The 17124-nt window shown below is 51.2% G+C and carries 12 protein-coding genes and 1 pseudogene; 6 read left to right on the top strand and 7 right to left on the bottom strand.

Features of this window, described 5'->3' with window-relative positions:
* Position 1 precedes the first annotated feature (1 nt).
* The 3 genes and pseudogenes from SH451x_RS03420 to SH451x_RS03410 form a co-directional block, all read left to right on the top strand.
* Positions 2 to 520, top strand: a pseudogene (locus SH451x_RS03420) (ATP-binding cassette domain-containing protein); the annotation flags it as partial.
* Complete coding sequence (locus tag SH451x_RS03415; protein ID WP_479362873.1) at positions 515 to 1525, top strand: sugar ABC transporter ATP-binding protein; 1011 nt, start codon at positions 515 to 517, stop codon at positions 1523 to 1525. The pseudogene SH451x_RS03420 and the gene SH451x_RS03415, both read left to right, overlap by 6 nt.
* A 79-nt stretch (positions 1526 to 1604) precedes the next feature.
* A complete protein-coding gene (locus SH451x_RS03410) occupies positions 1605 to 2972 on the top strand; it encodes an ABC transporter permease (protein WP_479360983.1) in 1368 nt (455 codons plus the stop codon).
* Between the two features lie 41 nt (positions 2973 to 3013).
* On the opposite strand, the gene SH451x_RS03405 is transcribed toward SH451x_RS03410, so the two are convergent.
* From SH451x_RS03405 to SH451x_RS03390, 4 genes are all read right to left on the bottom strand, one after another.
* Positions 3014 to 3748, bottom strand: coding sequence for a class I SAM-dependent methyltransferase (locus SH451x_RS03405; RefSeq protein ID WP_479360981.1), 735 nt, complete (start codon positions 3746 to 3748; stop codon positions 3014 to 3016).
* A gap of 21 nt (positions 3749 to 3769) precedes the next feature.
* On the bottom strand, positions 3770 to 4639 hold the full coding sequence (locus SH451x_RS03400; protein WP_479360980.1) for a transglutaminase family protein: 870 nt from the start codon (positions 4637 to 4639) through the stop codon (positions 3770 to 3772).
* 74 nt (positions 4640 to 4713) lie between these two features.
* Positions 4714 to 7440, bottom strand: coding sequence for a circularly permuted type 2 ATP-grasp protein (locus tag SH451x_RS03395; protein ID WP_479360979.1), 2727 nt, complete (start codon positions 7438 to 7440; stop codon positions 4714 to 4716).
* A gap of 293 nt (positions 7441 to 7733) precedes the next feature.
* A complete protein-coding gene (locus tag SH451x_RS03390; protein WP_479360977.1) occupies positions 7734 to 9788 on the bottom strand; it encodes a S46 family peptidase in 2055 nt (684 codons plus the stop codon).
* A gap of 84 nt (positions 9789 to 9872) precedes the next feature.
* On the opposite strand from SH451x_RS03390, the gene SH451x_RS03385 reads away from it, so the two are divergent.
* Together SH451x_RS03385 and SH451x_RS03380 are read left to right on the top strand one after the other, a co-directional pair.
* Positions 9873 to 11426 (top strand): type III PLP-dependent enzyme domain-containing protein, encoded by a 1554-nt coding sequence (locus SH451x_RS03385; RefSeq protein ID WP_479360976.1) that lies wholly within the window; start codon positions 9873 to 9875, stop codon positions 11424 to 11426.
* A gap of 250 nt (positions 11427 to 11676) precedes the next feature.
* Positions 11677 to 13662, top strand: coding sequence for a hypothetical protein (locus SH451x_RS03380; protein ID WP_479360974.1), 1986 nt, complete (start codon positions 11677 to 11679; stop codon positions 13660 to 13662).
* A 46-nt stretch (positions 13663 to 13708) separates the two neighbouring features.
* Here the strand turns inward: SH451x_RS03380 and SH451x_RS03375 are convergent, their stop codons facing one another.
* Positions 13709 to 15133, bottom strand: a complete 1425-nt coding sequence (locus SH451x_RS03375) for a class II fumarate hydratase (protein WP_479360972.1) — start codon at positions 15131 to 15133, stop codon at positions 13709 to 13711.
* Between the two features lie 230 nt (positions 15134 to 15363).
* On the opposite strand from SH451x_RS03375, the gene SH451x_RS03370 reads away from it, so the two are divergent.
* Positions 15364 to 15681 (top strand): Dabb family protein, encoded by a 318-nt coding sequence (locus SH451x_RS03370; RefSeq protein WP_479360971.1) that lies wholly within the window; start codon positions 15364 to 15366, stop codon positions 15679 to 15681.
* 17 nt (positions 15682 to 15698) lie between these two features.
* Here the strand turns inward: SH451x_RS03370 and mtnC are convergent, their stop codons facing one another.
* A complete protein-coding gene (gene mtnC, locus SH451x_RS03365; protein WP_479360970.1) occupies positions 15699 to 16430 on the bottom strand; it encodes an acireductone synthase in 732 nt (243 codons plus the stop codon).
* A 5-nt stretch (positions 16431 to 16435) separates the two neighbouring features.
* Positions 16436 to 17020, bottom strand: a complete 585-nt coding sequence (locus SH451x_RS03360) for a 1,2-dihydroxy-3-keto-5-methylthiopentene dioxygenase (protein ID WP_479360969.1) — start codon at positions 17018 to 17020, stop codon at positions 16436 to 16438.
* Between the last annotated feature and the right edge of the window lie 104 nt (positions 17021 to 17124).

Genomic DNA, 17124 nt, shown 5'->3' with positions numbered 1-17124 from the left:
GATGCCTGATTCTGCAACTATAAGCGACCGGCGTTTGTTGACGATGACGAATATCGTCAAAACGTTTCCCGGCGTACGGGCACTTCGCAGCGTCAACATGCACGTTGACAAAGGTGAAGTGCTGTCCGTGATCGGCGAAAACGGGGCCGGTAAAAGTACGCTGATGAAGATCCTTGCCGGCATCTACATTCCGGATGGCGGTACCGTCACGTGGGACGGACGACAGGTTCAGTTTGCTTCGCCTGCCGAAAGCATTGCTGCTGGAATCGCGCTGATTCATCAAGAGTTGAATCTGGCAGATAATCTCAGCATTGCTCAAAACATCTTCCTTGGACGCGAACCACATCGCGGCAGCTTTACCTCGGACAAGGCAATCAACCGCGAAGCTGCGATCTGGCTTCAGCGTGTTGGCTTAAACTTGCCACCCTCGACTCCAGTCAAACGTCTTTCAATCGGCCAACAACAGATGGTGGAGATTGCAAAGGCGCTTTCTACGTCGGCTCGCCTGATCATCATGGACGAACCAACAAGCAGCCTGTCATCGAAGGAATCGCAAAGCCTCTTCGATCTCATACGTAGACTTCGAGATGACGGCGTTGCTGTGATGTATATCTCGCATCGGCTAGCCGAAGTCGCCGAACTTTCTGACCGCGTTGAAGTGCTGCGTGATGGCGAGAACGCAGGCAGTTTGGCGCGTGCAGAGATTACGCATGACAGCATGGTTCGCGCCATGGTCGGCCGCGATCTCAACCGCTACTTTCCGCACACAAGCCACCCACTCTCCGACGAACGACTTCGCGTTGAAGGTCTCGTTGTCGCCGGAAGCAGCGGCCAGCCAATCAACTTAAGCATCCGCGGCGGCGAAATAGTCGGCATCGCCGGACTTGTCGGGGCAGGGAGGACCGAACTGCTCGAATGTATCATGGGTCTAAGACAAGCACTCTCCGGTAAAGTGATCGTCGACGGGATCCCGCTACCCTTGAATGAACCCAGCGCAGCCGTTGCAGCAGGTCTCGCTCTAGTGCCCGAAGACCGACGACACCAAGGCCTTCTTACGGCCATGAACGTCGGAGAAAACTTAACATTGCCATCGATTGCCAATCGAGCTCGCCGCGGCTGGCTCAATTTGTCCGCTGACAAATCTGCAGCGGAGTCGCAAGTCAAATTGTTGAAGATCAAAACGCCGAAGCTCTCACAAGTCGCTGCGTACTTGTCCGGGGGTAATCAACAAAAAATTGTCTTCGGGAAATGGCTGCTGTGCAATCCAAAAGTCCTACTGCTGGACGAACCTACTCGCGGCGTAGACATCGGTGCGAAGCAAGAAATCTACGGCCTCATGGAACGACTGGCTAGCAGCGGCGACGCAGTCCTTTTCGTTTCCAGTGAGATGGAAGAAGTTATCGGCATGGCAGACCGTGCGATTGTTATGCACGAAAGCAGAGTCACCGGTGAACTAGCTCGATCCGAACTCAACGAAACCGCGATCATGAATTTGGCGTTCGGAATGACGGCGGCTACAACATAAACTTGACTTGTGCAACTAAACACAGGTCTAAATTTTGAATCTATACGTAAAACCGTTTTGCGCAACAACGAAGCTCGACATGCAATTCAAGAACCTAGGTATCCTCTTTCTTCTCATCTTCGTGCTGATCTTTACGGCGACGCTCAATCCAGCATTCCTGTCCGACAGCAATATCAAGTCTCTTATCCGCTGGACAAGTCTGTTCGGCTTCTGCAGCATCGGAGTCGCGTTTGTCATCATAACGGGCGGGATTGATCTTTCGATCGGTTCGGTAATCGGGTTAAGCGGTTGCCTAGTGTTCATCTTCTTGGACAAACACTGGAGCGCCACCGATGAACGTGCCAGCGTCGTTGACTTTCAAAAGGCAGAGATCGATGACCGTCTAACGGAACTGCAGTTTCCGCCCAATGCGTTTAATGCCAACCGAGACGATAAATTGAGTTTTTCCAATCGCATGGGCGCCCCTAGCGAGGGAACGGTCTATCAGACTCGCAGCGACGAAAGCGGTTTGTATATCACTTTGCGTGAACCAAACTTGCAAGTCGACAAAGGTATGGAGATGCAACGCAAAGCGTTTGAACACCGACCGATGTGGCTCGTTATCACCCTAGTTATGCTGTGCAGTCTCGGCATCGGCTTGTTGCACGGATTATTAATCACGAAAGGTAAACTCCAACCGTTCGTCGTCACCCTCTGCGGTCTCATGATCTATCGCGGATTGGCTCGTGTGCTTACAGGTGATAAGCCCGAGGGATTTGAGTCGACCATGGAAACGACTAAGCAGCTCTTTACAGGCGATGCTTTTTCTTTTCCAGTCCCGTTAGTCGCATACATCTCGCGCGGCGACTGGAGTATCTACGCTACCGATTTAAGAACTCACGAACGCATTTTAGACGCCAGCGGGAATCCTCAGCAGCTTCCCTTTTTTGAATGGGTGAACCTGCCTGTGGCTGGATTGTTCCTCATGATCGCGGCCGTGATTGCATGGCTTTTCTTGAATCGGTCAATTTGGGGACGCTACCTACTTGCATTGGGAAACAACGAGCAAGCAGTCCGCTTTAGCGGCATCGCAACACACCGCATGGTCATATCCGCCTACGTGTTATGTTCGCTTTTGGCTGGTTTTACAGGCATTTTATTCGTATTCGATTTCAATGGTGTCGAACCCTCACAGCTAGGTAACGTGTACGAAATGTACGCGATCGCCGCAGCGGTTATCGGCGGTTGTTCGCTGCGCGGCGGCACCGGCTCAATCTTTGGCGTAATCATTGGTACGGCCGTTATGCGATCCCTTTTTCTCGCTATCGGTGCTCTGCAAATACCGAACAGCTATGAATTTATCGTTATCGGATCTGCCCTTTTGTTAGCCGTTGTAACCGACGAGATAATACAACGCACTTCTGACCGCCGAAGACTTAAAGCTACCAGGAAGCTAGAAGCGTCCTGACCGTCGCTGCCCAACCTGAAAAAGCACTGGAGTGCAGGATACTACGCCTTCGTCTGCCCTATAAACTGGTAGTAGGGGACTCGCGAAAACGGCATGTATGGCATTCGGTTCGTCTGCTCGTTCATTAGTTCTGGATTGAAATGATGCCGCAAGTAGGGCACGTGATCCGGTGAAGGGAACACGTTATCGTTTGAAAACCAGACGGGCCAGAACGCTCGAGTAGACCAACCATGACGGCGCAAATCGCTATCGGGATGCTTGCGCGAGACATAGAAATCGATCACTCCAATTTTTCCGCCGGGCTTTAATATGCGTTTCGCATTGTCGATCGCCGCGAACCAATCGGGAATCATCGTTAGTGAATAAGAAAACGTCACGACGTCCGCCACGCCTTCAGGCACAGTCCACTTCGTAGCATCTGCCGTTACCGCTTGTACATTGGACCATCCGTTGGCTTGACTCCTTTTGTCCACAATCGAAAGCAACGAAGACGCAAGGTCGACGACGTACACCTTGGAAAATTTAGAAATGGAGTTCCCCATGAATTCCAAATTTGCGCCGGTACCGCCCCCCATATCAACCCACACGCCTCCACCAGCCTGATTGGCAAGTTGCTGATAGACCTCTTCGCGTCCTTTTAACAAGCGTTTGCGAAAATCGTCATACGCGTCGGCCTGTCCTGAGTAAAAATTTTCCATCCGCTGTGCGTGATCTGCACCGCGAATCGGCTTGAGAGCCAAGTGGTATAGAACTTTGAAGTCTGAAATTAGAGACATGAATATGTGTCCGTTTGGAAGCTAATCAATCGGCGCGACATCGACACTTACGCTCAACTTCGTAGTACCGCCGCCAACTAAAACGCCTTGAACTGGAGAAACGTCGGAGAAATCTCGTCCCCAAGCAAGCGTTATATGTTCATCTTGGACAAGTTTATCGTTGGTGGGATCGAAATCGATCCAGTCTCCGTTTCCTGCATAAACACTAACCCAAGCATGGCTTGCGTCACTGCCAACCATTTTCGTTTGGCCTGGCGGCGGATGCGTTAGTATGTAGCCGCTGACGTAACGAGAAGGTACGCCCCAACTGCGGAGGCAGGCGATCATGAAATGTGAAAAGTCTTGACATACGCCTCGCCGCTTCTCAAACAGCTCTTCCAGTTTTGTATCGATCGTGGTCGACGCAGCTTTGTATTCGAAGTCTTCGTAAATGCGGTGCATTAAATCGGTTACTGCGTCGACTAAGTTTGCGTAACGGCTCAACGAGACGCCGGCGTAGTCAATGACATCATCTGTCCGATATGCGTATTTGGAACTGAACTGAAATTGTGATGCGAAGCGATCCAGGCTCTTCTGTGCACGTCTGGTCCGCGCCGAAATGTCTCGCCAATCATCGGTGAACATTGGATTCCAAGGCCGCGAACGTTCCACGACACTGGTCGCCGTAACACTCATTAGCTCATGTGGATGTTCGATTGAAAAGAACTCTGCAGTATTCCCAAAAGAATCTGCCCACATCCTGCGTGCCACAGGAATCGGATCGACGCTTACTTCGGTCGAAAGAACGTGCTGACAGTTCATTGCGCGCGGGTGGACGCGAATTTGATTATGCGAAAGAGAAACAGGTCCTCCATAGCGATAAGTCGTCTTGTGCCAAACTCGATAACGCATAATCGTGAGAAAGATCCGCCCCTCATCTCTACCAAAAAATGACTACAGCCCAAAAAGATGCACTACAGATGCAATCATCGACTATCGCCAATTCGCTGCACACTCGCAGTGTGTACAAAAAAGCGATTTGAGAGATAACCGTGCAGTTCGTTGATCGTAAATTCTATGCGATCTGTCAACATTTTAAGGGCATAGCGTTTCTTATCCGATGACAGTAATCCAGGGAAAACTTCGCGAATGCTTCGGGCGTCTTTGTCGGTTTCAACATCAGCTTTAGCCTTGGGGAGTCGGATAATTTCCGGTGGGATCATGGGCAACATTAATTCTTTGGAGCTTGTATTCAGTATCGAAAGCGACTCGGCATCAATCAATCGTATGGCAGCGCGATTGTCGGCTATCAACCCACGCTGTTCAGCCAACCCCACGGCATCGATCACTTGAAGCGCCGCCGTGAGTTCGTCTAAGCGCAATAGCTGAAACGCTATCGCTCGTGGATTAGTCTCGTCCACCAGCAGTAGATCGATTGTGGGATCTATTTCAACACTCATCAAGTATCGGAAGCGATAAGTCATTGAGCTATCCATAATCTCAAGAACAGCTTCTAGCATTGGTGTCATCCATGCGTAGTCGTGCATTAAACACGATTGTAGAACATGCAGCTGATGCTTGATTCGCTCGATACGAACTCCGATGTCCAAAAACAGCCACCCCGGCCCGCGAGTCATATTCTCAGCGACCATCCCGGAGAATGCGGACAGCGACGTCAACATGCCACTCAGCTCAAACAAGGTATCGCCTAAGTCACCAGGATTCGCCAGTTTGTTCCTTCCGCGAAAGGCTACGAGATTCGACAAAAGTTGATATCCGTCTACGCTCAAGCGATCACGCACCATCACCATGTTCGATTCAATCGACCATAACACGCTGCACAGCGAATTAGTGTTATCGCTATCAAGCAACGTTTCATGCAGTCTCTCGCGAACGAATTGCAGAATATCTCCCGAAGTTTCTAGCGGAGACGGCCATGTCCGGTCAGGAGACATGTCCATCGCATCGAAAATCGCAGCATACGACTGCGCGAGATGCAAGTCAGTTTCTTCGATCAAACGGTTCGCCACGGTCCTTGCATGGCGAATCATACATTCAGCGCGTTGAGTACTTCGACCCAGCCAGAATAAATTCTCCGCAACGCGGCTCGGAAGTTCAAAATTGCTTCTTCGCAGCTCAATCGCTTTCTGCGGGGGTCGCCGAAGCGTAAGCGGGACCGGCGGCTCGCTCCCCAACACCCACACATCCTTGCTCAGTTCCCCAGTCCCCAGACTTTCTCCCAGCACCGTCCCGATCGGACCAAGCCTCGCGATGCCTCCATCGAGAACGGCATACTCTTCTTCGGCTAGCGTTGCAAACGCTCGCATCACCATCGGCCACGGCTCAATGCGATCGTTATGCCATACCGGTGCTGTCGAAAATTCAATCGGTTCGATTGCGACAAACTTCCATGGATCGCGTTCTATTTTGCGAAGAAGTTCGTCACGCTCCTCTCGCGATCGGCTTGCAATGGTCGAAGTTTCAGAAAATTCACTACGCTGCAATGCGTCACGAATCTCGAGGCCATCGATATTGTCGCGCACGTATCGAAGCTCCTCAGGCTTGCCACACCAGTGCATTGGAATAGATGGCAAAATCAACTCTTCCCCTAACACTCGCCTGCACAGATCGGGCAAAAGGGCCGCCACCGCAGGCATTTCCGCCCACCCGCATCCAATCGGATTCGCAATCGCGACCGTTCCGTCACGCACAGCTTGACACAAACCTGGCACACCTGCATTCGAAGCGAATTCCAACGGATCGCACTTGTCATCCTGAACACGTCTTAAAATCGATTGCACGCGAACTAGACCACTCAGAGTCTTTTGAAAAACCTCTCCACCCCGGACAGTCAAATCCTCGGTTTGCGCGAGAGTATAGCCAAGGTATCGGGCTAAGTACGCGTCTTCGAAAAAAGTCTCGCTACGTACGCCGGGACTTAATAGAATCGTATTCGCTTCAGGCTGCCGCATGTTTGCGTATGCAGCAATCGTGTCACGCAATGTCGCAAAAAAACCAGCAGAACGCTGCACATGAAAATCACGGAACTCTTCAGATAACACACGCGAAAGTGCAATCCTGTTTTCAACCGTGTATCCGCACCCGCTGGGCCCTTGAGTACGATCCGCGAGCGCCTGCCACTGCCCCTCTCGATTCCGACATAACTGCACCCCGTACAGGTAAATCGCAGGCTCGCCGGCGCGAATCGTCGCCTGCATCGAAGGTATGTAAGACGACGATCCATAAACCAACTCCAATGGCACACTGCCATCGGCAAGCAGCCGCTGTGGACCGTAAAGATCCCGCGTGATTTCGTCGAGAAGCTTGGCTCGCTGGGAAATGCCTGCCGCCAGGGCTTTCCACTGATGCTCTACAATCACCAACGGGATTGGGTCTAGCTCCCAGGTCCGATGCGCCGGCAAAGTTGAACGATTCGATAGCGACGTGTTGTGTTCTTGAAGCCAGTGCTTCACACGTCGCCAACGTTCAGTAATGCATGTCCCAAGTGAAAAAATTTGATCAACGTCGCATCGAACGCAATCCAACGCTTCCGATTCAGTCAACAAATGGAGCCAAGCTACAAACGAGTCATGGTCCAGGTTGGTAAGCTCGTCAAAGCGATTCGCCGGCGCAGAATAATTGGGAAGAATATCGGCAAGGGTTACTTTGCCTGACAACTCGCGGAAGTCTTCCATTACTAGCTTTTTGATCATGGAAAACTATAGCGTTGTTCGGATCGGCCGTGCTTTCGAGAACTGAAAGGTTGCGGCCATTGTAACGTCCACACCATCCAAACACAGCCCTTGCCCCATTGTTTAAAAAACAAAGGGATCCACAATTGAGCGAGACAAACAGCCGCTGTATCGATAGTGCAACATCGCACGATCAGGCAAGCAATCGATGAGAAAATACCCGCAGCTTGAGACCATTGTCCCGTCAGGTCTCGGAACAACGGTCCCAAACTACGGTGGATCGTTCTTATGACGAAGCTCTATGGCATTTAGCTTCACTTACCTAGCTGCGAAGCTAAATCTTCTGCACCGTAAATCTTGCGGAGCGCTTCGAGAACCGCAGCGATGTGAACGGCGACTGCGCGGGCTTTATTGTCGGAATAGTAGTAGTCTGCCGTAACGGACTGAATATTTCCGTCGAAAATGACACCTACAAGCGCGCCTTCGCGGCTGACGACAGGCGAGCCGCTGTTACCGCCAATAATATCGGCGGTACAAACAAAATTCATTGGCGTCGTACCGTCCAGCTCTGACTTGGCCTCATGCCAACTCTTGGGAAGCACCCACGGTTTTGCCTGACCGTGCTTCAGTTCATGCTCAAACGCTTCCCCCATCGTCGTATGCGGAGGAATCATCTCGCCATCGAGTTCATAACCAAGAACTTGCCCAAAAGCGAGCCGCAAAGTGAACGTCGCATCTGGATAAACGGTGTCGCCTTCGATGGCAAATTTTGCTTCTGCAATTTTCGCATAGGCTTGTTTTTCCGTCTCGGCAATCGACTTGGTGATTTCTTCTAAGCGGCGATACTCTGGCGTGAGCAACATCGCTAGCTGCACCATCGAGTCGCTCGATTGATGTACGGCGTTGACGCCAGCCGCAACCAACTCTTTTCGGGCATCTACATCAAACAATCGCGTACCAGCGACCAATTCCGCAGCCCGCTCATGAGGCGATTTACCGGCAAGCAACGTATGGACCAACGGGTCATCTCCTCCGCGGTCATCAATCATGCGTGCGAGCTCATCCGCCAACTCGACGCGTTCCAGATCTTCATACAGCGGTGCTGGTGAGTAAAGCTCTTGCAACAGCGACTCCCGATTGCTGTCGCGATACTCTTCCAACCGCTCCGTATTTGGTTTCGCATCTTCCTCTACCAACATCACCAAGGTTTCCGCAAGACCATACAAACGGCTGCGCAAGGAACCATTCTGGCCGACCAACTCTCGTCGCTGCTGCACTGCAGTTTCGATCTCTTGCCATGCGGAATCGAGACTCGCAAGCTTATCATTTTGCTGCACTTGAGCCCGAAGCTCTGCTTCGCTTGAACGTTTTTGTTCAAAGAACGCAGGATCTTGCAAACCGCTTAACATACCCGAATAAGCCTTGCGGGAATTTTGAATTCCGAACAGATCATCGCGACTGCGGCGATCTTGCTCTGGACCATTCAAAGCATATTGCTGCAACAGAATTTCTTTGCGCCGCAGCAGATCTAACGTTTTGGGCATCGCGATGTCACGTTGATACGCAAGAGCGTCAACTGTGTAAATCCGACGCGTGCGGCCAGGATTTCCCGAGACAAATACTAAATCGCCATCCGTGGCACCTAGCGGATCCATCCTAAGAAAATTCTTGATTGCGGCGGGCTTGCCGTCTTCGTAAACGCGAAACAAAGTAACGTCTAGACAGTACCGTGGGTACTCAAAATTGTCAGCATCGCCACCAAAAAAAGCAGCTTCAGCTTCCGGCGCCCAGACCAACCTCACGTCGGTATACTTTTTGAAACGATAAAGATGGTATGCTCCACCGCCGTACAATGTCACAACGTTTGAACGCAACCCAGTTGCTTGGTTACTTTCCGCTTCAATTTCTGCAATAGCTGCGCGTCTTGCCGTTGCAGCTTCAACCGACGCCTGCCCCGATCCAACAGCATCATTCACGCGTTGCGTCACGTCTTCAATGGATACCAATTGATTCAGCTCTAGATCAGGAGCCTTTAATTCATCACTTTGAGTCTTTGCGAGAAACCCCGACTCGTAATAATTGGCCGATTCGCTAGAAAGCTTGAATAGAGTATCTGCCGCAACGTGATGATTGGTCAGCACCAAACCATCCGAAGACACAAACGACGCCGACCCACCTGAGTTGAATCGAACCGAAGACAACCGCAGATCTTCAGCCCACGCCTCGGTCAAATTGAAATCATACTTCCGCTGGAGCTGCTGCGAGGGAAGATTGGAAAACAACCACATCCCTTCATCACTGATAGCCGTCATTGCGCCTTGCAACCAAACCAAGAAGAACAACAAAATCGTCGAGCTATTTCGTAACATCAATTGCTGTCTCACCAATTTTTATGGGACAATTTGATAACGACTGCAACACTAGCCACTACCAGTTGGAAGGAACGGATCTGGGTGGCTTCAGAAGTTCGTGATGATACGATGACGAAGATCGATCCGCTAGCTGTTGACAGAGATTTTGTAATTGTTATGCCAAGAAAAAATTCCTTAACACAGCTAAATTGTATAAGCGCCGACACGCCAAACCAGTCTCGTGCGCAGTCGCTTGAACGCGATGGCGTACAGCTATGCATCGGAGTACAGCCACTTACCCCGGCGATTCACCCCTGGATGCGAAGTTGGCTCGACAAACCAGCGTGCCTCGCAAATTTGATCCAACAGTTCGGTTCGCCGTTGCACCTGCATTCTACCAAACCAATGCAAGACAATGTCGCGGCCATCGCGAAAGTTGCCGCAGATCGCCAACTGCCTTTTCAAATTCATTTCGCGCACAAAGCTAACAAGTGCAGAACCTACGTTCATGTCGCGAAAAGCTGCAATATCGGAATTGACGTCGCCTCCCTGACGGAGCTTGAAGATGCCCTCCAGGCAGGTTTTCAAGGGCAGAGCATTGTCTATACGGCAGCGATAAAACAATCCGCCGCCATTGATCGGGCGATCGACGCCAACGCTACGATCATCGTCGACAATCTTGACGAAGTCTCCCTAGTTCAGCAGCGAGCGAACTCTCGTAACATTCGCAAGCAAATCTACTGGGCCGTGCGGATCAGCGGCTTTCAGTTGAACAAATCAATACATCGATCAAGGTTCGGCGTCGACCTCGCAGACGCCCTGACTTTTTGCTTGAAAGCCAGAAGCATTCTCCGAACCCCCGACGACTTAGCAACGCTGTGCGGTTTACAGTTTCACATTCATGGCGGTTCAGCGCAGGATCGTGTGGCTTCGGTTTCTCAGCTAATCAGCTTGACTGAGACCCTCAACTCACATGGATTCGACCTGCAGTGGATCGATATGGGCGGAGGCTTTCCCATTTGTTACCTTACCGACGAAAGCCAGTGGCACGCCTATTTAAAAACGACGCACGCGACAGCAACACCTGCCGACTGGCTTGATGACTCAAAACCTTATCCTTACTGGCAGCAACTCGACGCCCCCACTTGGCTCGCAGCGGTCCTCGACACCCCAGCCCACCCAGCATCGCACAACACGCTGGCCGAAGCTCTGATCAAATCTGGCTTGCAACTGCGAGCGGAACCGGGGCGTGCGCTGCTTGACGGTTGCGGCATGACGCTGGCAGAAGTCGCGTTTCGCAAGCAACTCAAATGCGGCACGTGGCTGATCGGCCTGAACATGAACAGCTCCAACTGCCGCACGACCGAACGCGACTTTGGCGTCGATCCGATCGTGCTAGCTACCGGCGATTCGCCGCGCAGCGCCCCCGGCCAAGGTTTCTTCGTAGGCTCGTACTGCACAGAAGACGAGCTTGTCTTGCAACGCAAATTCGACTTTCCAGCCGGCATCGCAGTCGGTGATACCGTTGCATTCGTCAACACAGCTGGCTATTTGATGCATTTCCTTGAATCGCGTGCGCATGGAGGCAACCTACCAACTAACCTGTTTTTAGATAGCATTTCATCAAATGCGTGGCTTCCCGAGACGCCTGATTAAAAAGCCCAATCAAATTGATCGTACAGGCGACTGACTGGCAATTTAGGAAACCTAGGGGCTTTTTACTTCGAAGGTGCCCGTTAGAATGTCGTCAACTTTGTCGGACGGAGACGCCTTAGCTGATGAAACCTTTCGAAACGGGAATCAGGATGATAGGGCGGTTTCGAATGACTATTCTTTCCGCTGTAACAGCGGCAAATTGCCGTCGAGGTGCAGCTGTGCTTCCCAAGCTCTGAAAGCTTAGTTCCCAATGCTTCACAAGCAGTTGTTGAAAATCACGTGTGGCTTGCTGTTCGTATCGGCTGCGTCTAACTTTCTTGAAGAAGTTGGCTCGCCACAACTCGCGCGCGGCCAGTCCGCGGTTGTAGTTCCACCGGCAACTTCGACAGTCATATTGCCATACGAGAACGGTGCTGCCAATTATCCGTCCGCAGCAACTCCATCCCCATACAACAGTTACAGCCAAACTACATATCCGGCTGTTTCCATGGCCCCCTTCAACTGGACGACTGCGATTGAAAACGCACGTCGGTCGCTAAACAAGGAAACACTTCCCAAACCGGACATTGCCCGACAAAAGCTTGAAGCATCGATTTCAAATTTGAAAAACTTTTTTGCCCAGGGCGGTCCGCAACGCCAAGCTGACTGGCTCAAGTTTTTGCAGATCGACGCGTTGCAAACTGAACTAGATAAGCCAGTTCCGCTGACGCATGAATTAACGCAGATTGAAAAAAACACTCGGCAGAATTACCAAGGCTTGGAACTGAGCGTCGTAACTCAGTTCCGAACGGACCTTATTGACTACATCGATTCGCTTCGATTTGGCAAGGAACCAGAAGAGACAATCAAGTCGCTGGATGCACGGCTTGCCGCTCTTGCCAAAGTCATGGAAAAAGAAGACGAAATGTCGCTTCTGGAAAAGCAGCGCGACCTCGGTTTAATCGCAGGCTTTCTAAAATCTTCTCGACAAGCGCCCGAGTTCTTGAACCTCATCAAGTCCCAGTATCGCAAGCCCACAGCGCGCGTCCTCGTAAGCTCACAGTTTTTGCAAAGAGCTTTCAGTCGTCCGGTCAATCAACCAACACCGGTTCGAGAGAACATTCTCGGAACACAACTAACTGGACAGAGCATATTGAATGGACAAGTCACGCCGCTGTTAGTAAACAACGATTCCGCCGCGACGATCCGATTAACGCTGAATGGCCAGTTTTCCAGCACGAACGTGGGCGTAAACCGCGGTGTAAAACTGCACACATCTAGCAGCGCAAATGTGGCTGCATGCGAGACCATCCAGCTAACCGATCACGGCTTAATAACACTTAATGACACCGGTGTAGACTCAACGTTTCACTCACAAATCAACTCAATCCAGCACCGTTTTCGTATAGTTCGGAAAATTGCAACTAAAAAGGCAGCGGAACAAAAGCCACAGGCTGATGCGATCGGTCAATCAAGGCTTGAGGGACGCCTCTCGTCTCAGTTCCACACACAGCTGGCGGAACAGATTTCCGAATCGAACGGCAAACTTGCTCCACCACAACTTCCCGCTCTTACTCGCTTGGGAGTCAAACGTCCTGAAAGAAAGACTTGGTCGTCTCCTCACTTTTTGGCCCTGCTCTGGAGTTCGCAAGATAGCGAGCAGTTAGCAGCCGAAGGCTCCTGCCCACTGATTGTTCCGACGGAGGGAATCACGGCGCAAATTCACCAATCAATGCTGATCAATTACCTCGACCCAATCTTGTCGGGCAGAGTTATTCGCAATAAAGATCTCGTAAGCTTTGCAAAACAGTTCGGCGCACAGGCTTCGGACGAGTTGCTTAAAGAACGAAACGAAGAACCTTGGGAAATCACCCTCGCGGTTTATCATCCGGTTGAAGTCGAATTTGATAATGACATGGTCAGTTTTCAGATTCGTACGACGAAGTTTCAGAAGGGCGATAGCGTCTTGAACCAGAATGCAACTATCCGAGCTGACTATAAAGTGGAACTAGTTAATGGTGCCATTCAACTGCGGCGTCAAGGCGATGTCGACATCCAGTTTTCTGGCCGAGCCCAACGCGGCGTTCGAGGCGTGACGTTGCGAAGCGTGCTGAAGTCTAAGTTTGACGTTGCGTTCAAACCTGAACTATTCCCGCAACCCGTCCGCCCCACCGACCGACTTCCGGCTGGAGCTCCACCGCTCTCGGTCGTATCGATGGAGTCAAACCAAGGCTGGTTGCAAGCAACGCTCAACTGATTGATTCAACAACTAATCGAGTCGTTGCCAGTTGACAGGCACGATCTTACGCTTGCGGCTCGGTCATGCTCATTGGGTCAAGCGCACGCTTAAGGTCTTCCGGTGAGACAACGCCTTGTTCGGTACACAGCTCGCGAATCGTTTTACCCGTCTTGAACGCCTCTTTCGCAAGGGCGCTCGCTTTTTCGTATCCGATCAGCGGATTCAAACTTGTCACCATCGACAGGCTCTTTTCGACACCAGCACCGCAAGCTTCTTCGTTGGCTTCCAAGCCGTCCATACAGAACTCGATGAATGCATTCACCCCGTTGCTCATCAGATCGATACTCTCCAGGACTGCGTGCCCCATGATGGGCATCATGATGTTTAGCTGGAAGTTGCCCCCGGCCGCCCCGCAAAACGTGATCGTCGTATCATTTCCAACAACTCGCGCAGTCAGCTGCATCATCGACTCGCACATCACCGGGTTGACTTTGCCCGGCATGATCGAGCTGCCGGGTTGTCGGTCCGGCAAAATGACTTCAAAGAAACCACAACGTGGGCCGGATCCTAACCAGCGAATGCTATTAGCGACATTAAATAGGGTCGTCGCGATCGTTTTAAGCTGACTATGGCATTCGACCAGACCGTCTCGTTGCGAGTTTGCTTCAAAGTGATCGACCGCTTCAACAAATGGTATGCCCGTCTGATTCGCCAAACTGGCGGCGACTCTCGCACCAAATTCAGGATGTGTGTTGATACCACTGCCAACCGCCGTACCGCCGACCGGCAACTCGAGAACAGCGTTCATCGCTTGCTGCGCGCGCACGATTGAAAGTTCGATCTGCCTGGCGAACCCGCCAAATTCCTGCCCCAACCGCAGGGGCGTAGCATCCATCAAATGCGTGCGACCGATTTTGATGATCTTGTCCCAAGCCTTGGCTTTCCCAGCAAGATCTTGATGGAACGCTTTCAGTGCGGGGATCAACCTGTTCTTAATTTCAAAAGCCGTCGCAACATGAATGGCTGTTGGGAACGTATCGTTGGTACTCTGCCCCATGTTCACGTGGTCGTTAGGATGAACCGGTTTTGACTTTGAAAATCGGTCACCTCCAAGCAGTTCGATCGCTCGATTCGAGATGACTTCGTTCACGTTCATGTTGCTGGACGTGCCCGAGCCGGTCTGGAAAACGTCGATAGGAAATTCGCTATCAAACTTTCCATCGACAACTTCCTGAGCTGCATCCAACATCGCTTTCACTTGGTCGGCACTCAAGCGGTTCTTGCCAGAATCAGTAAGTTTGCCGAGATCGCGATTCGCAACTCCGCAAGCAAGCTTTACACTTCCCATTGCTCGGATCATTGCTGCTCGCAGGTGCCAACCGGAAATTGGAAAGTTTTCGACGGCTCGCTGAGTCTGAGCACCGTAGTATGCTTGAGAAGGGACTTTGACTTCGCCCATGGAGTCGGTTTCAATTCGGAATTGGCTCATGTTCGTTTTCTTCTAACCTAAAATGGAATTGTGGTTGCTCGGTATATCCTATCGAGGTTCGAATCAGCGTCCAAGGCACCGCCGTAGACAACTTTCGTAAACTCGGCATATCAAATATCAATACTTCGACGGCCGCGAAAGACCTTGTAAACGGGCTGTGAAGGTACTATCGTTTGCGTACAATTCCAAATTCGCTCGATGACATTTTGCCTATTACCGAAGTAAGAACCATGCAGCTTGCCCACGTCGTATTTTTCACCCTCACCGATGCTTCTGACGCGAAAGTGAAGGAATTGATTGCCGGATGCCATAAATACCTGGACGATCATCCTGGCGTCATCTATTTCTCGGCTGGCACATTGAATCCCGAGCTAAAGCGGCCAGTTAACGATCACGACTACCACGTCGCCATTCACGTAATTTTTGACTCGCGGGAATCGCACGACATCTACCAAACAGCCCCACGCCATTTGCAGTTTATCGAAGAGTTTAAACCCAACTGGGCCAAAGTTCGCGTCTTCGATACCGACCTTCATGCCGCATCTTAGCATGCCTGCGGCGAGTATCAGGTTCTCGAGCTGACACTAAGCTGTTCGAAACTGGTTATGCGTGGTCCATCATATGTGCCGGGTAGTTCTGAATTGCCCGGCCGCACGACGGCCGCAGATTGCAGGCCCGCTATTTCTGCCGCCTCCAACTCCTGCGCAATATCGCTAAGGAACAGCACCGAGCTCGGTGCCGCTTCCAGTGCCTGGCATATCTTCACGTAAGAAGTTGCGTCACGTTTCAGCCCAGTCGTTGTATCAAAGTTCGCTTTGAACAAGCCGTTCAAGTCACCCTGAATAGTGTGTCCAAAGAAGAGCCGCTGTGCTGCAATACTCCCTGAAGAATAGATCGCCAGATCGATACCTCTGGAATTCCAATGCTGCAAACAAGGCGCAACATCATCGAACAGGTGCGATTTGAGCTCGCCCGATTCAAAGCCCGACTTCCAAAGCAGACCTTGCAAAGCCTTAAGCCCAGTCGCTTTGCTGTCGCTATCCATCAACTGTGACGCAAATTCTATGACAACAGTGGTTTGCTGAGAAATATCCAGCGTTTTAAACCAGTCGCGTGACGATTCGAAACCTGCGTCTTTGGCAAGCAGCTCGACGACTTCACTCAAGCCCTCGCTCCCCCAATTATTGTGACAATATCCAGCGAGATGCCGACGGGCATAGGGAAACATTTGGTCGTACACAAAGGCAATGCTGGACGTCGTGCCTTCAACATCCAGCAGTATTGCACTGACAGACATCTCGATCAAAGTTTTATCACCGATTCGATCTTATCCCCGGACGACTTAAGATAAGAGTTTCCGAAACACAGCGGTTCATATTTTGCGTGAACACTCTCATCCACGTATTCTGGTGCCCATCCGCTCTTATCTAAAAACAAACGAATGCACCTGATATTTCGTTCTGTACAAAGATTGAACCAGTGCCGTGTCCCGCGAGGCACGTTGATCAAGTCGCCACCTTCCACCGTGACTTCAAAAACAGGTCCACCGTCAGGGTTAACGTGAAAGACCCCTTTACCGCTGACAGTAAAACGGACCTCGTCCTCACTGTGCGTATGCTCTTTATCGAATTTCGCCAGCATCACATCCAGATTGGGAGTATCGCTACACACATTGATCACATCTGCAGTGACGTACCCACCTTCTGTTTTCAATCTGTCAATCTCGGGCGCATAAGTGGCCAAAATATCTTGATCGGTCGGGTTTTCGGGAAGCCTTCCGGCAACTTCCCAACGCTCGTACCAAATGCCGAAGGGTTTCAAGAATGAACGGATCTCGTCGGGTTCCGTTAATTTTTTGTCGTGATCTGCTATGTAAACCGAAGCCATAAAAGCCTCCTGAATTTCCAATTCCAACGTCGTAAACCGAAGCCAATTTAACAAAAAACGTTAGCCGTGCATACCGATCTCGCCAAACCCGCCACAGCACCGAG

The sequence above is a fragment of the Njordella aestuarii genome, from assembly GCF_056494165.1.
This window is presented reverse-complemented; position numbering and strand designations above follow the sequence as displayed.